Source organism: Silvibacterium bohemicum, assembly GCF_001006305.1.
Taxonomy (GTDB): Bacteria; Acidobacteriota; Terriglobia; order Terriglobales; family Acidobacteriaceae; genus Silvibacterium; species Silvibacterium bohemicum.
In genome coordinates this window covers 344,265-359,882 of sequence record NZ_LBHJ01000001.1, presented here as the reverse complement: position 1 = coordinate 359,882, position 15,618 = coordinate 344,265, and the positions used below count along the sequence as shown (strand labels likewise).

Below are 15,618 nucleotides of genomic sequence, written 5' to 3'. Positions count from 1 at the left end.
GATCAGGCAGCGATGGCAAGTTTCCCGACCCGCGGGCAGAATACTGGGCGGCTCGACGAGGGTCAAGGAGGGTCATCCTTTGACGGCATCAACGAAATCTTTCCGCTCCTCCAGTTCGCCAACGGAAGCGATGGGAGATCGAAGGAAATCCGGCGAGTCGGCATCCAAGCTGGCAAACAAAATTTGGAATCAAGGACAGATGCTTGCAGAATAATTTCATTTCCCAGTGGCTTTTGGCTTCTGTTCTCGCCGTGCAGGCCGCGGCAGTCACGCCGCCTAAAAAGCTGCACCCCATTGCACAACCGGCAGCCAAGGGCGCGGTACACATCGTCGTGCAGAACAGCCTCTTTCACGTCATGGATGACGTGGTGCTCACCGTGCCGAGGCTTGAGGGATGGATGATCCCCAGGTCGGGCGACGTCATTTCGCTCGATGACAAGAGAACCTTCATCGTGCAGATCGATTCAGGCGAAACCCGCCTCAAAGCGCCGGATCTCAGCGCGCTTCTGAATAATTATCTGCTGCCGAAAGCCAAGGCTCCGATCAAAAACATCACTGTCTCCTTTGAAGGCAATCAGATTGTGGTGAAAGGCGATCTCCATAAGCTCATCGGTATTCCTTTCGAAGGAAAAGGCACCGTCACGATCGCGGACGACAGCGACATTCGCGTTCACTTCACCGAGCTGAAAGCTGCCGGCATGCTGAAGAAAGGCGTGCTGGACGCGTTGGGACTTAAGCTCTCATCGATTGCCCAGCCGCGGAAGCCATCGCGCTTCTACATCGAAGGCGACGACATTATTCTTCCCATCAATGCGCTGTTTCCGCCGCCGCGGATTACCGGCAAAATTACGTCGGTGCGCATCGAGGGCGACTCTCTAGTCCAGGTCTTCGGGCCGCCCGTCGCGAAAGGGGCGCAGCCTCCGACACCGGCGGCGAACTTCATTTACTTTCGCGGCGGGCGCATGAAGTATGGAAAATTTCTCATGGAGGACGCGGACCTGCAGCTGGCGGATAAAGAGCCGGCCAATAGCTTCGATTTCTCTCTCGACCACTACAACGAACAGCTGCAGGCCGGCTATTCGAAGCTGCTGCCCAGTGGCGGCCTGCTGATTTTCCTTCCCGACTACGCGACGATGCAGAAGCCGGCGCAACCGGCGAAGAAGAATTAGGCGGTTGTTTTCTTTCTGATTATGGGCGCACCCCAGCCGCCCAGCAGGATGAGAGCGACGAACACAATCTGCATGAGGCCGCGCACGGCCACGCTGGGCATATGCAGGGGCCCAATCATCTTTCCTGCGATGTAGATATTCGCCGGAAAGATGGCGATCATGAACACCGCCAGCCATAGCGAAGCTATCCGGCGCGTCGATGCCAGCAGAAGGCCGATACCGCCGGCGGCCTCGCAAATTCCGCTTACGATAGCCAGCGCATAGCGGAAGGGAAAGACCGGTGGAATCAGCGCCGCGACAAATGCGGGCTGAAGGAAATGTCCGATCGCCGAGGCCAACAGAATTACTGCGACCAGAATCCGTATTCCCCGCTGCGGCCATCCGAAGGCGACGAAGCCACCGCGAGCGAGCAGGAAGAACGCCGGAATGGTCAGCGCGACGACAAAGATGGGCACGGCATAGTGCATATGTCGTTAACGGTAGCAGAGCGGCCCCCGATCGCGATTCGCCGCATTGATCTCCTTAGATGAGTCAAGTTTAGAAAGCAAAGGCCCGGGGCTGAAGCCCTTCCGTTGGCTGGACTCTTCGTGAGGCTGAAGCCTCACGCTCCCTCCGGAAAACCAAATCGCTGGCCTCTTCCTTGGCCTGGGCTCCGAAAGACAAGTAGAAGGGTTCTTCGAATAACGAAGGCCGCGCTGGGGAGCGCCGCGCGAGATTTATGACGAACCTTTGTAGCGCGAACCGGGGCGTTCCCTCAGCGGCTGAAGCCTCATTCGTTTTGCTTAATTAACGTACGGCCTGAAGGCCGTACCTACCAAGAGCAAGTTTCTTGATCTAGGTACAGCTTGCCGTACTCTTCCAAGACCGAGACCTGGTTATCGATGCGATACTTTCGTTGTTCGCGCGCATACTGTAGCTTTTAAAAACTCACCAGGGCCACGCCGATCGTGCCCGCTGCCAGGAGACATGCAATGCACGATACCGAAAGCAAGCCGGGTGGAATCAGCCTGGCCGCCGTTGTCCTCAGCCTGTTGATCTGCTTCGGTGCGGTCTGCCTCATCGGTTCCGTTGCCGCATTGTTTCTCACGCGCAATCCGCTGGTGCCGCACATCGCCTCGGTCCGCATCATTCTGGCCAGCTTCGACCTGCTGCTGCTGCTGTTTCTCGCTTGGTGCGCGTGGACCGTAGCCGGCCTGTTCCAGCTACGCATCTGGGCGCGGTATTCCATCATGGCTATCGGCGCGCTGGACTTTCTTGTCTTTTCACTGTTGTCGGCTACGCTGCTCTTTGCACGGCGCAGTCCCATCATCATCGGCATGGATGCTCATCCTAATCCGGCAATGCCCATCCCACTCGGCGCGATGCTTCTGACGCTGGCGCTCATCTATGCAGCGGTCGCACTCATCGGTGCATGGTGGATGATCTATTTCAACCTGCGTCCCGTCCGGCTGGTTTTCGCCGTGGCTAAAACCGGCGGCGCTTCGCGTTTGACACCCTGATTTCACACGATTAGCGTCAAATCTGTATCCATCTGTTCTTGTCTAGATCGAGGTTTCATGAGATTTCTTTCTGCTGCGCATGGGTTTGCGCGTGTGGCCGCGCTTGGAACCTGTCTCGCAATCGTGGGTCCAGCCGCGAAGCTGGCCTGGAGCCAGGGTCACGCAAGTCCTGATCAGGCGAGCCCTGATCAAGCGAACCCTGGCCGGTTCCTGGCGGACTTCAACAAGCGTGTCACGACAAAGGTTCTACCCAACGGTCTTACGCTGATCCTCTGCGAGAGGCCGGAAGCGCCGGTGTTCTCCTACTTCACCATCGTGGATGCGGGCGACGCCAACGATCCTGGCGGCCAGTCGGGCATCGCGCACATGTTCGAACACCTGGCCTTCAAGGGGACGAAGGATATCGGCACCACCGACTACGCGGCGGAGAAGATTGCGCTCGACAAGGTGGAAGATGCTTATGCCGCCTACGACACGGAGTATCGCAAGCGCGTGGGCCGCGATGAAGCCAAGCTCAAGCAGCTGCACGATGCGTTTCTGGATGCCCAGAAAGATGCCGAGCAATACGTGATCCCCAACGAGTTCACGGAGATTGCGGACGCCAACGGAGCCAGCGGACTGAACGCCGAGACCAGCCTCGACGCGACGCAGTATTTCTGGAGCATGCCCGCGAATCGCCTGCAGCTGTGGGCCTACATGGAGAGCGACCGCATCGCGAATCCGGTGCCGCGCGAGTTTTATAAGGAGCGCGACGTGGTGATGGAAGAGCGGCGCATGCGCGTCGACTCCAATCCCATCGGCCGCATGGTGGAGCAGTTTCTGGCCGCCGCGTACGTTGCGCATCCCTATCACCGGCCGAATGTGGGCTGGGAGAGCGAGTTGAGCCAGATCACGGCCACCGAGGCCGCGGCCTTTCACAAGATCTACTATGTGCCGGCGAACATCACCATCGCCGTGGTGGGCGATGTGAAGCCCGGCGATATGGCGATGTTCGAAAAATACTTCGGCACGATACCCGCCGGGCCGAAGCCGGAGGAGATGACCACGGTCGAGCCTCCGCAGACTGCAGAGAAATCCGTCGTCATCAAGGAGCCGACGCAGCCGCTTTATCTTGAGGGCTACCACCGCCCCGACTATCGCGATCCCGACGACGCTGTTTACGATGCGATTCAGGACATCTTCTCGAACGGCCGTACCTCGCGCCTCTATCGCTCACTGGTGCGCGACCAGCAGATTGCCGCGCAGGCTGAGGGCTTCAGCGGCTTCCCCGGCGACAAGTATCCGGGCCTCTTCGCCTTCTTCGCTGTGCCCGATCAGGGACACACACCGCAAGAGATGCGTGCCGCGATCCATAAAGAGATCGACAAGCTGAAGGCAGCGGATGTAAGCGACGAAGAGCTGGCCATGTTCAAGACCCGCGCACGCGCAGACCTGCTGCGTGGGCTGGGCGATAACGAAGGACTTGCGCAGCAGCTCGCGATTTATCAGTTGCGATATGGAGACTGGCGAGAGCTTTTCAATCAACTTCAGAAGATCGATTCAGTGACGAAGGCGGATATTCGCAGAGTGGCTAACAAGGTTTTTGTCGACACCAACCGCACCTATGCGATGGTCGAGTTTGAAGCTCCAAAACCATCTGCGCAGCAGCAGTCCCAGGCAGGTGCGCAATGATGAGGCATAGACTTCCATTGAGCAGGCTTCCCCGGCGCGGCGCGCATCCGATTCGTACGGCCGTCTTTTCACTGCTCGGCATGACGGCGCTGGCCGCGATCTCTGCGCAGGCGCAGACTACGACGGTGGTTCCTCCCGACGCCAAGGCGGCGCGCCAGGCCCAGCCATGGACGCAGATTCCCATTCCACCGCTGCCGGCCTTTCATCCTGAACCGCCGAAGCGCGTCGAGTTGAAAAACGGCGTGATCATTCTTCTCGAAGAAGACCACGAGCTGCCGTTCATTAGCGGCACGATCGATATTCGCGGCGGATCGCGCGATGTGCCGGCGGCCAAGGTTGGACTGATCGGACTTTACGGCGAGACCTGGCGCACCAGCGGCACGACGACCCAGGATGGCGACAAACTCGATGATCTTCTCGAGGCGAAGGCGGCGAAGGTGGAGACCGGTGGAGATATCGATTCCACCTCTGTCTCGTGGTCATGCCTTACCAAGGATGAAGATCAGGTCTTCGGCATCGCCGTCGATGTGCTCGAGCATCCGGCCTTCAACGACCAGAAATTGCAGTTGGCCAAGCAGCAGGCGGTGGCCGGCATCGTGCGCCGCAACGACGATGTAGAAGAGGTTGCGCAGCGCGAGGCGACCAAGCTGGTCTTCGGTGCGGACAGCCCTTACGCTCGTGAGCCGGAGATTGCGACGGTGATGTCTGTCACGGTCGACGATCTGAAGGCGTGGCATGCGAAGACGGTCGCTCCCAATAACATCATCATTTCGGTAGAAGGCGATTTCGATTCGGCGACGATGGAGAAAAAGCTGCGCGAGGCGTTTGAAAGCCTGCCACGCGGCGCTGCATCGCCCAAGCCCGGCGGCGAATTTGCCGGTCCCAAGCCGGGGGTTTATTTCGTCAACAAAGAGGACGTGAACCAGAGCAACGTGTGGATCGTCGGGCTCGGCACCGACCGCCGCAACCCCGACTTCTATGCGCTCGCGGTGATGAACGAAATCTTCTCCGGCGGCTTTGGCTCGCGGCTGTTTCAGCAGGTGCGCACCAAGATGGGCCTGGCGTACTCGGTGAGCGGCGGCTATGGCGCGTCGTATGACCACCCGGGGATGTTCTACACAACAGCTCTCACCAAGAGCCCGACCACCGTGACGGCCACCAAGGCCATGCTCGATGAGATCAACGATCTCAAGACCAAGCCCTTCACGGATGCCGAACTGACCAGCGCCAAGGACCAGCTGCTGAATTCTTTCATCTTCCGTTACGACAGCAAGGAAAAGGTGCTGACCGAGGCGACGACGCTGGAGTTCTATGGATATCCTCCGGATTTTCTGGAGAAATATCGCGCCGCAGTGGAAGCAGTAACGACTGCGGATCTGGAGCGCGTGGCGAAGAAGTACATCGACCCATCCAAGCTCGCGGTGCTGGTCGTCGGCAACGAATCGCAGCTTGGAACACCGCTGACTGAGCTGAACATGGGCCAGCCGCATCCGATCGATATCACCATCCCCATGCCGGCGGGAATGCGGCAGCAGATGGGACCGGGAAATTGACGATAGGGTGTCGGGGATAGGTTTTAGGGTTTAGCGGTTTGGCGGGCAAGGCCTTCTTTGGCGTTGCCCGTTTTGCTTTTTGAGCGGTGACGGTGAGTGCGTGACGAGTCTTTAGTTGCCTGCTTGTTCTTCTACCAGCTTGCTGGGTCTTGCCGGGACTATGCCTAGTTGCTCGTAGATTGGCCTGATTCCCTTGCGCAGCGTCTTCATCTGCGTCCAAAACCAGGCTGATCCCGCCACGCAGCAGGTACCGGTTACCATCACAGTTCTCGGCGCGCCGATCCAATGCGCCATGGAGCCGGCGAGCAGGCTGCCGAAGGGCGCCATGCCCACGAAGGCTGCTGTGTAGTAGCTCATCAAGCGGCCGCGCTTATCTTCAGGAACGAGGGTCTGGATGATGGTGTTGCTGGCGGTCAGGCCCTGCATCATCCCGAAGCCCACAATCACCATCAACGCCATCGAAAGCCACATCACGCGCGAAAGCCCGAAGGCCACCAGGCCTACTCCGAAGATCGCGGCGGCAATCGGAATCATCTTCAGCAGTCCGCGCACCGATTTGCGCAGCACCAGCGACAGCGCAGAAACCAGCGCGCCGACTCCGGCCCCGCCCATCAGGAATCCGAGGGTGTGCGGGCCTCCGTGCAGCACCTGGGCGGCGAAGACCGGCATCAGCACAACGTAGGGCATGCCCATCAGGCTGACCAGCGCGAAGAGCAGCAGAATAGTTCGCACCGGCACGAAGGTCGAGACGTAATCCCAGCCCTCGCGCAGCTGAGCGGCCATCGAGGCGGTTGCGCGCTTTACTTCATCGGCCTTCACCCGCATCAGCAGCAGCGAGACAATGACGGCGATGTAGCTGATGCCATCGATCAAGAAGCACCATCCCTCGTTGGTGGCTGCGATGACCAGGCCAGCCAGTGAAGGACCGATCAGCCGGGCAAGGTTGACCATGGACGAGTTGATGGCGATGGCGTTCGAAAGATCGGTGCGATCCTCCACCATCTTGACCATAAAGGACTGCCGGCCGGGCATATCGAAGGCATTGATGACGCCCTGAAAGGCGCTCAGCGCCAAGACTTCGCTAATGGTGATGCGATGGGTGAGCGTGAGCCAGGCCAGAATCAGCGACTGAAGCATGGCCAGGGCCTGCGTCCAGAGCAGCACCATGCGGCGGTCGACACGATCGACGAGAACACCGGCCAGTGGCGCAAGGATAAATGTGGGGATCTGCCCAACGAAGCTGACTGTGCCCAGCAGAAGCGCCGAATGGGTGAGCTGATAGACCAGCCAGGCTGTGGCGATGCGCGTCATCCAGGTGCCGATGAGCGAAATGCTCTGGCCGGCAAAGAACAGGCGGAAGTTGGGATGCCGCAGCGCCCGCCACGCATGCGAGAAACTACTCTGACTCGGGGCAGGCATCGGACTAGCCCCAGTCGCGTTCCGTGCGCCGGTCTCTTCTCGAACCTCCGAGGTCATCGGCTCCACGCATGCGACGGCGTGAAATTATTCATCTCATCAATTTTCATAACTTTTGGATGCAGAGCCAGTGCCCCGGATTCTGGAACCGCCCCTTACTGACGGTTGGGCGCGCCGATAGGACTTTCCTGGGACGGGGATAGAAGTGCAGCGAGCGGACGCGAGTTAGTGGACAGCGATCTCGCCGCTTCCCGCTCCGGGGTGATTCTTCTTCAGCAGGAAGGCTGCGGGAATCATCAAGATCGAAGCGCCGCAAAGGATGTAAAAAACATCGACATAGGCCAGCGTTTGGGATTGCTGCTGAAGCTGGTTATAAATCGACCCCTGCGCCAACAGATTCGCGTTGCCGCCTCCCGCGCTGGTGGTGAAAACATTGCTCAGGCTGTCGACGCGCTGCTGGAAGTTGGCGTTCGAGGGAGTCAGATACTTCAGCAGCTGATTCTGGTGAAACATGCCGCGCTCCGTCACCGCGGCGTTCGTCAGCGAGATGAGAATGCTGCCGCCGATGTTGCGCACGAAGTTGATGAGCCCGGATATCTGATTGCTCTTCTCGCGCGGAAGCCCGAAGTAGGCTGCGGTGGTGACCGAAATAAAGACGAAGGGAATGGGAGTGACCTGGACGACGCGAAGCCACGAAGAAGTCTTGAAGCTGAGGCCGAGGTTGATGAAGGTGGCGCTCATGAAGTACGCGATAGAAAAGATAATGAAGCCGAAGGCGATGATATTCCTTGCGGGAAATCGTCCCACAGCCTGACCGGCCAGCGGCATGAGAAAGATCAGCACCAATCCTCCGCCGGAGAGCGAGAGGCCGGCCAGAGTCGCTGTGTATCCCAATTGGGCTTGCAAAAATTGCGGCTGCAGTACGGTGGTGGCGTTCAGAAGGCCGCCGGTCAGCAGCATGAGGAAACAGCAGACGGCGAAGTTGGATTGCTTGAAGAGGCGCAGGTCCATGAGCGGATTTTTGGCGCGCCACTCCCAAAGGATGAGTGCGATAAACGAGATCGCGAAGGCGATGGCGAATCCCACGATGAAGTGCGAGCCGAACCAATCTTTCTCTTCGCCTTTATCGAGGCCGATCTGCAGCGCGCCCATGGCTATAACCAGCAGGCTCAGTCCCACGTAGTCCAGCTTGAATAGATTCTTTCGGTCAGGCTTGCTCCACGGCGGATCTTCGACCAGCCGCTGCGTGAGGAAGAAGGCCAGGATGCCGACCGGGATGTTGATGTAGAAGATCCAGTGCCAGCTGTAGTTGTCGGTGATCCAACCGCCCAGCGTCGGCCCGATCGAAGGAGCGAGCACCGCGACCAGTCCATAGAGCGAGAAGGCGAGACCGCGCTGCGCTGGCTCAAAGGAATCCGCCATGATGGCCTGGGCCATCGGCTGCAGTCCTCCACCGCCTGCGCCTTGCATGACACGAAACAGGAGGAGCAGAGGCAGAGAGGGCGCGATACCGCAGAGAAAGGAGCTTACCGTGAAGATCACGATGCACAGCAGGAAGAACTTCTTCCGGCCGATGACGCTCGCCGCCCAGCCGCCCATGGGCAACACGACGGCGTTGGAAACGAGATAAGCAGTGAGCACCCAGGTGCTCTCGTCCTGGCTCGCTCCCAAACTTCCTGCGATGTGAGGCAGCGCGACATTGGCAATGGAGGTATCGAGCACCTCCATGAAGGCAGCCATGGCCACAGTGGCGGCGATGATCCAGGGATTGACTCTGGGCCGCCATTTTTCCTGAGCTATGAGTTTAGGATCGGCGGTCGCGGCGGATGCTGCCATCAGTCTCCGGTGTCTCCTTCGTCCATCAAGAGAACGGCACAGGAACGTTCCCCGTTCTTTTGATATTCGTAGCTAGGAGAAGGATACGCCGCGAGCGGTGAAAGACGGGAAAAAGCACGAAGATGGCTGCTAAAAAACAGGGACGACGGTGAATGACACTTCCCCGCCGTCTCTGTTCTCTTTTGGAAGCTGATTTTTTGCAGCTATGCCAGGTTTTTCTTCAGGAACTCGAGCGAACGCTCGCGAGCCAACTTCGCCGAATCCGCATCGAAGTCCTTGCGCATGTCGCAATTGAATCCATGTCCCGCGTCGTAGAGATAGATGGGGACTTCGGGATGCGCTGCTGCGATCTTCGCTCTATCTTCTTCGGAAATGTGCGCGTCCTTCTTGCCGAAATGCAGGATGATGGGAGCCTTGATCGGAGCGTCGGCAAACTTTGCAATCATCCCGCCGTAATATCCCACTGCGGCGTCGACAACTCCCTGCGAAGCGGCCAGCCAGGCAATCGACCCGCCCAGGCAGTAACCGATGATGCCGGTCTTTTTCCCTGCCTGTTCGCGCGCATACTTGATTGCAGCCGCTGTGTCTTTGCTCATCTGGTCGACATCCAACTTGGGGAAGAAAGACATGGCCTTCTCCATATCCTTGCCCTCATAACCGATATCTACGCCACGCTCGAAGCGATCGAAGAGAGCCGGAGCCACGGCGAGAAATCCATCTTTCGCATAACCGTCAGCGACGGCGCGGATGTGCTTGTTGACGCCAAAAATTTCCTGAATGACCACCAATGCTGCGATGGGATCGCCCTCTGGTTTTGCCACGTAGGCATCCAGCTCATGCCCATCACTTGCGGTCAGCTTTACAAATTCACCCATTATTTACTCCGGAAAAAAATTAGGACTGCATGTTGCAGATGAAGAGACGTTGCCCAAAGACGCGAGGCCGCATGGATAGGCTTTCACCGCACCAATATGACGCCTTCTTAGCGCCTATTTATGGGTTGGTACCGATGCAGACGGGAGCCGCGTGTCCAGCGCGTCCCGATAGGCGAAAAAGGCCGGCGACGGTTGATAGTCGGAATCGAAAGGCAGGCACCTCTGCGGTTTGCCGTCGATACGCGCGTATTTCGGACCGTCCAGCCAGGTGTAGCGATCCGTAATACCCCAGGTCAGCACCGCACTCACATTCGGTTCTGCCACCATCATGGTTACGTAATCTTTGTATAGTTTGGCAATGGCGGCATCGCGCTCGGCGATCGAGCCCTCAAGCTTGCGCTCATTGATATCAAGCTCGGTTACAAATACCTGCAATCCCATGCGGCGCAGCTCGCGGACGAACTCCTGAAGACCGGCTCCGGGCGCTGGATCGGTCACGGTGAGATGGCTCTGCACCCCGACCGCGTCGATGGGCACTCCGCGATCCTTCATCCGCCGCACCAGCTGCAACACCTGTCCACGCTTTTCGCGGTTGTCAGCCGAGTCGTTCTCGATGCCGTAGTCGTTGTAGGTCAGCAGCGCGGCGGGATCGGCCTGGCGCGCCGTACGAAACGCCAGCTCGATGTAATCGGGACCGATCAGCTCCAGCCAGGGAGATTTACGCAAGGCATCCGGCCGGTCGCTCTTGGTATCGATGGCCTCGTTCACTACGTCCCACGAATGCAGCTTGCCAGCATAGCGGCCAGCCACGGTCTGAATGTGTTGAACCAGAAACTGCCGCGCGTTGTCCCTGGTGACGGCGCCATCGAACCATTTGGGAATCGACTCATGCCAGCAGAGATTGTGGCCGCGGACCTTCTGCTTGTGCCCGGCGGCGAAGGCCAGGATTTCGTCCGCGCCGCGAAAATCGAACTTGCCGGGAGCGGGCCGCAGCGCGCCCCACTTCATTGCGTTCTCAGCGACCAGCAGGTTCGCCTGTTCGGCAACGACGCTGCCGTAGGGCGGCTCGCCGGTCAACCGATCCGGGACCACGGCGCACCCCACCAGCAAGCCCCGCTGCTCAGCATGCGCGCGCAAAGAGCGCGGGCCGGAGACATCGGCGAGCGCGGAAGGGCGCGTGTCCTTTTCCTGATACGCATTGGTGAGCGGGGGAAGCACCGCCGCGGCAGACAACAGTCGAAGAAATTCCCGCCGATTTTGCATTCTGCTCCTGCTCTTATTCGAGATCTAATCCCGTATCCCGGCTTTTTCGATTTCGCCCGTCCACTTGAGAAAGCGGAGAAGGTTTCCCTTCTCTTTCCATACGAAGCGCAGCACATCGGAGGGCTTGATCTCGTCGGCCTTCATGCCGGAGTAGGTCTCGATGCGCCACTTGATGTATTCGCTGCGCCAGGGGCGAAGACGATGCCCGCGCGTCGCGTTCCACATGAACCGTGCTGGCGAGAGTATGCCCATTCCTCAAGCAGTATAGAAGGCCCGGCTTCTGCGCGCTAAAACAGAAAAGCCCAGGCGGGTTCGCCCTGGGATCAGATTGATGAAGAACCTTAGCAGTGCGAGCGGGGCGTTCCCTCAGCGGCTGAAGCCGCACTCATTTTGCTCGTTTACGTACGGCCTGAAGGCCGTACCCTTCCAAGACCAGGGCTTGGTCAGCAACATCGGCACAATTTGCGCATGGCCTGAAGGCCGTGCCCTTCCAAGGCTAAGGCTTGGTCAGCGGCCTGAACCCAGAGAGCATTTGCCCTGCGCTTCCCTTTGTCGCAAATTTCCCGATGTTATCGTTTCGCCTGCACGCTCTGGGCAAGGTCACTGTTGCTAGAAGAGCCGTCGCCGGAGCGCCGCACATCGTTCAGAGTCCAGATGACCTCGTCGGGGCGGGCGTAGTGCAGCTTCTCCCGCGCCTCATGCTCGATGGCATCGGGATCGCTGGTCAGCCGGTCTACGTGATCCTTGAGGTGGTCGTTTTCCTGCTGCAACGTGTCGATCCGCTGGTGCAGCGAACGGTCTTCCGTGCGCTTGGCTTCGTACACATTCAGACCATTGCGGCCGAACATGACATGGAATCCGAAGAACACCGCCAGAACCACCGCCAGCCCAGTCGCGATGCGGCGGCGAACCCGGTACACCGAGCTCACGGCGCGCGATTTTAACGACGGCTTGGACGCAACGGCATTCACGATGACTCCCCAGATTCAAATCATCGACCGAACACCGGAGGAAGCGCATCGAGTTCGAGTGAAAGTTAGCCGGAAGGAATCAAGAGCGCCATTCTTTCGCCAATTCTTCGCATGGAAAATCGGCAAATAAGCAGCAAAATGGGCCTCCCGGTAAGAGAAGGCCCAATTCGTGTCAGCGGTGGATACGAATTACTGCGTTTATTCCAGCACCCAGTTTTTGGCAGCGGCGCTCAGCGCATCGGTGTCGCTATGCTTGCGAGCTTCGGAGTAAACGCGAACCACCGGCTCGGTTCCGCTCAGGCGATAGCAGACCCAGGAGCCGTCTTCGAGGATCAGCTTCAAGCCGTCGGTGCGAACGATTTGCGAAACCTTGCGTCCGCTCAGCTCCTTGGGATCGGTCTTCACCTTCTCGACGAATTTTTCCTTCACCTCGGGAGTCAGCCGGAAGTTTTCGCGGTTGGGATAGAACTCGCCCACGCGACCGAAGAGATCCTTTAGCTGTGCTCCCAGGCTCTTGCCGCGAACCGCGACCATCTCGGTGACCAGCAGGCCGGCAATCACGCCATCCTTTTCCGGAACGTGCCCGCGGATGGTGAGACCGGCGCTCTCTTCGCCGCCGATGACGATCTTGTCCTGATTGATCAGCTCGCCGATGTACTTGAAACCGACCGGCGTCTCGTAGAGGGGAATGTTGAGCGACTCGGCCAGCGCATTGACGAGGTTGGTGGTGGCAACAGACTTGGCCACTCCGTTCTTCCAGCCGCGCGTCTGGACAAGATAGTCGAAGAGCAGCGCGATGATGTAGTTCGGCTGAATAAACGTCCCGTCTTCGTCGACGATGCCGAAGCGGTCGGCGTCGCCGTCGGTGGCAATGCCGATCTTCGCTCCCGTCTCCTTCATCCTGGCTTTGCAATCGCCCAGCAGATGATCGTCCGGCTCGGGAGCATGGCCGCCGAAGAGCACATCGCGATAGTCGTGAACCGTCGCCGTCTCGACGCCGTGCTCGCGGAGGATGTGGCAGCTGTAGCCGCGCGCCGCGCCCCAGAAGGGATCAAAGACGACCTTGATTCCCGACTTCTTGATGGCGGGAAAATCCACCAGCTCACCGAGGCGCTTCAGATAATCCGGCTTCGCGTCGACTTCTTCGAACTTGTCTTTGGGCTCCGGAGCCGATGGGATCACGCTTTCGCCAAGTGCGGCGATCTGAGCCTCGATCTGCTTCGTCACTTCGGGCAGGGCGGGTGCGCCGTCAGGAGTTGAAAATTTGATGCCGTTGTATTCCGGCGGATTGTGCGAGGCGGTGAAGTTGATCGCGCCACCGGTCTTCAATTTCCGGACGGTGTAGGAGATGGCCGGCGTCGGCGCGGCGTCTGGAATCACAATCGGCTTCACGCCATGCGAGGCGAGGATCCTGGCCGCCTCGGCCACAAAGGTCTCACCCAGAAAGCGAGGATCGCGCCCCACCAATACAGAGTGCTGGCCCGGCTGCGCCGCCACGTATTTTGCAATGCCTGTCACCGCGCGCCGGATATTTCCCAGCGTGAAGTCTTCGGCGACAATCGCCCGCCATCCTGAAGTGCCAAACTTAATTTCGACCGCCATCTTCTCCCCTTGCCTGAATCTCGTGGATTGAATTTGCACGAAGCTCTTGTCCATAAGATGCTCACGGTGAGCACGACAATGCCTGCCACATCTTAAATCCACAGCGTCAACATCGGAGAGATCTCGCCGTCCAACGAAAAACGCCGATGCCATGAATAGACACCGGCGTTCCTGTGGAATCCGGCAGCTTAGCCGTTCTGATCGCCTTGATCGGGATGGAGGGTGAGGTAGGTTGCGTTGCCCTTCGACCACACCAGCAGGAGCACGTCCTTTCCTGCCGTGCTGCCGTGGACTGCGCTCACAAACTGGCTTGCCGATGACGCGGGCTGACGGTTGACTTCGAGGATGATGTCGCCGGGCTGCAAGCCTGCATCTTCCGCGGGGCTGCCGGGACGAACATTCTGGACCGCCACGCCGTGAACCTGGTCGGGAACGCTGAGCTGCTGCCGGACCTGCGGGGTGAGATCACTTACCGCAAGGCCGAGCTTGCCGCTCTGCGGCCCACCCTGGCTATCGTCGTCATTGCTTGCGACCTCTTTGTTGTTATGGAACTGCCCTACGGTCACGTTCAACGTCTGCGGCTTGCCGTCGCGGACGATGCCGAGAGAGATGCTGGTTCCGGGCGTCATTTCGCTGACCCGCACCTGCAACGCGCCCGAGTTGTCGATCTTCTGCCCGTTGAGCGCGGCGATCACATCGCCGTTGCGCAAACCGGCGCGGCTGGCGGGAGAATCCGGACTTACCTGCGCGACGAGCGCACCGGAGGCCTCCTGCAGATGGAAGAAGCCGGCGTTGTCCGGCGTCACGTCGTTCATGCTGATGCCGAGGTAACCGTGTTCGACCTTGCCATGTTGAATAAGCTGCTCGGCCGTGGCACGCACCATCTGCGAGGGGATGGCGAAGCCGGCTCCGGCAAAGGCTCCATCGCCGGAGATGATGAAGGTGTTGATGCCGACCAGCTCGCCGCGCGCGTCGACCAGCGGTCCGCCCGAGTTGCCGGGATTGATTGCCGCATCGGTCTGGATGTAACCACCCGGCTTGCGCGCATCGTCACGATAGGGGTTGTCGCGGTTCACGGCGCTGACGATGCCGCGCGTCACTGAAAACTTGAAGTATCCGAAGGGGCTGCCGAAGGCCAGCACCGTCTGTCCCGGCTGCAGCTTGGTCGAATCTCCCCAGGAGATCGATTGCAGATCCGTGGCGTTTACTTTGACCACGGCGAGATCGGTCAGCTTGTCGACGCCGACCAGCTTGGCAGTGAGCACGCGGCGATCGTTCAATGTCACTTTGATCTGGGTCGCGCCTTCGACCACGTGGTTGTTGGTGACGATGTAGCCGTCAGGCGAGATGATGACTCCGCTGCCGATGCCGTGCTGGAGCTGCGGCTGTTGCGGCTGCTGCCCTCCGAAGGGACCGTTCGGTCCGAAGAACTGCGCGAAGCCCGGAGGCAGATTTTGCGCCTGCTGATCGTCGCCGGTGTTCTGCTCGGTGGTGCGCGAGGTGACGGCGATGTTAACGACGGCGGGCGTGACGCGGGACGCGACCGACTCCATGGCCTGATCGAGCGCAGTGAGCGCGGAGACACTGCGGTCATCGAGCGGAGCGGGATTCGATACCGCAGCAGCGTGAACGCCGCCGTGTCCGACGAAGAACGCAGCGCCGAGAACGAAGGCTCCGGCCACGGCAGCAGGTGCGGCCAATTTCCTGGCCTTTTCTACTAATTGATTAGTTGGTTCGAACATGCAACAACCCTCCCATGGGTT

Annotated in this window: 13 protein-coding genes; 4 read left to right on the top strand and 9 right to left on the bottom strand. The window is 59.3% G+C overall.

Annotated features, from left to right (window positions below):
- The first annotated feature begins 203 nt into the window (after positions 1 to 203).
- Positions 204 to 1,169: a hypothetical protein gene (locus XX99_RS01585; RefSeq protein ID WP_050057616.1), complete on the top strand. Its 966-nt coding sequence runs from the start codon at positions 204 to 206 to the stop codon at positions 1,167 to 1,169.
- Here the strand turns inward: XX99_RS01585 and XX99_RS01580 are convergent.
- The gene (locus tag XX99_RS01580) at positions 1,166 to 1,636 is read right to left on the bottom strand and encodes a DoxX family protein (protein WP_050057615.1); all 471 of its coding nucleotides are present in this window, start codon (positions 1,634 to 1,636) and stop codon (positions 1,166 to 1,168) included. The two genes, XX99_RS01585 and XX99_RS01580, sit on opposite strands and share 4 nt — an antisense overlap.
- Before the next feature lie 504 nt (positions 1,637 to 2,140).
- Here XX99_RS01580 and XX99_RS01575 point away from each other — a divergent pair.
- The 3 genes from XX99_RS01575 to XX99_RS01565 are packed head-to-tail and all read left to right on the top strand — an operon-like array spanning position 2,141 to position 5,892.
- Entirely contained in the window at positions 2,141 to 2,668 is a 528-nt protein-coding gene (locus tag XX99_RS01575) for a hypothetical protein (protein ID WP_050057614.1), read from the top strand.
- A 57-nt stretch (positions 2,669 to 2,725) separates the two neighbouring features.
- Positions 2,726 to 4,339, top strand: coding sequence for a M16 family metallopeptidase (locus XX99_RS01570; protein WP_082125163.1), 1,614 nt, complete (start codon positions 2,726 to 2,728; stop codon positions 4,337 to 4,339).
- 17 nt (positions 4,340 to 4,356) lie between these two features.
- A complete protein-coding gene (locus tag XX99_RS01565; protein WP_231581110.1) occupies positions 4,357 to 5,892 on the top strand; it encodes a M16 family metallopeptidase in 1,536 nt (511 codons plus the stop codon).
- A 111-nt stretch (positions 5,893 to 6,003) separates the two neighbouring features.
- On the opposite strand, the gene XX99_RS01560 is transcribed toward XX99_RS01565, so the two are convergent.
- The 8 genes from XX99_RS01560 to XX99_RS01525 form a co-directional block, all read right to left on the bottom strand.
- Positions 6,004 to 7,311, bottom strand: coding sequence for an MFS transporter (locus XX99_RS01560; RefSeq protein WP_050058063.1), 1,308 nt, complete (start codon positions 7,309 to 7,311; stop codon positions 6,004 to 6,006).
- 222 nt (positions 7,312 to 7,533) lie between these two features.
- On the bottom strand, positions 7,534 to 9,144 hold the full coding sequence (locus tag XX99_RS01555) for a DHA2 family efflux MFS transporter permease subunit (protein ID WP_050057613.1): 1,611 nt from the start codon (positions 9,142 to 9,144) through the stop codon (positions 7,534 to 7,536).
- 203 nt (positions 9,145 to 9,347) lie between these two features.
- Complete coding sequence (locus XX99_RS01550; RefSeq protein WP_050057612.1) at positions 9,348 to 10,019, bottom strand: dienelactone hydrolase family protein; 672 nt, start codon at positions 10,017 to 10,019, stop codon at positions 9,348 to 9,350.
- A 114-nt stretch (positions 10,020 to 10,133) separates the two neighbouring features.
- Positions 10,134 to 11,282, bottom strand: coding sequence for an endo-1,4-beta-xylanase (locus tag XX99_RS01545; protein WP_082125162.1), 1,149 nt, complete (start codon positions 11,280 to 11,282; stop codon positions 10,134 to 10,136).
- Positions 11,283 to 11,306: 24 nt separating this feature from the next.
- Positions 11,307 to 11,534: a hypothetical protein gene (locus XX99_RS01540; RefSeq protein WP_050057611.1), complete on the bottom strand. Its 228-nt coding sequence runs from the start codon at positions 11,532 to 11,534 to the stop codon at positions 11,307 to 11,309.
- A gap of 317 nt (positions 11,535 to 11,851) precedes the next feature.
- Positions 11,852 to 12,253: an FtsB family cell division protein gene (locus tag XX99_RS01535; protein WP_231581109.1), complete on the bottom strand. Its 402-nt coding sequence runs from the start codon at positions 12,251 to 12,253 to the stop codon at positions 11,852 to 11,854.
- Between the two features lie 198 nt (positions 12,254 to 12,451).
- On the bottom strand, positions 12,452 to 13,855 hold the full coding sequence (locus XX99_RS01530; RefSeq protein WP_050058060.1) for a phosphoglucomutase/phosphomannomutase family protein: 1,404 nt from the start codon (positions 13,853 to 13,855) through the stop codon (positions 12,452 to 12,454).
- 188 nt (positions 13,856 to 14,043) lie between these two features.
- A complete protein-coding gene (locus XX99_RS01525; protein ID WP_050057610.1) occupies positions 14,044 to 15,597 on the bottom strand; it encodes a Do family serine endopeptidase in 1,554 nt (517 codons plus the stop codon).
- Between the last annotated feature and the right edge of the window lie 21 nt (positions 15,598 to 15,618).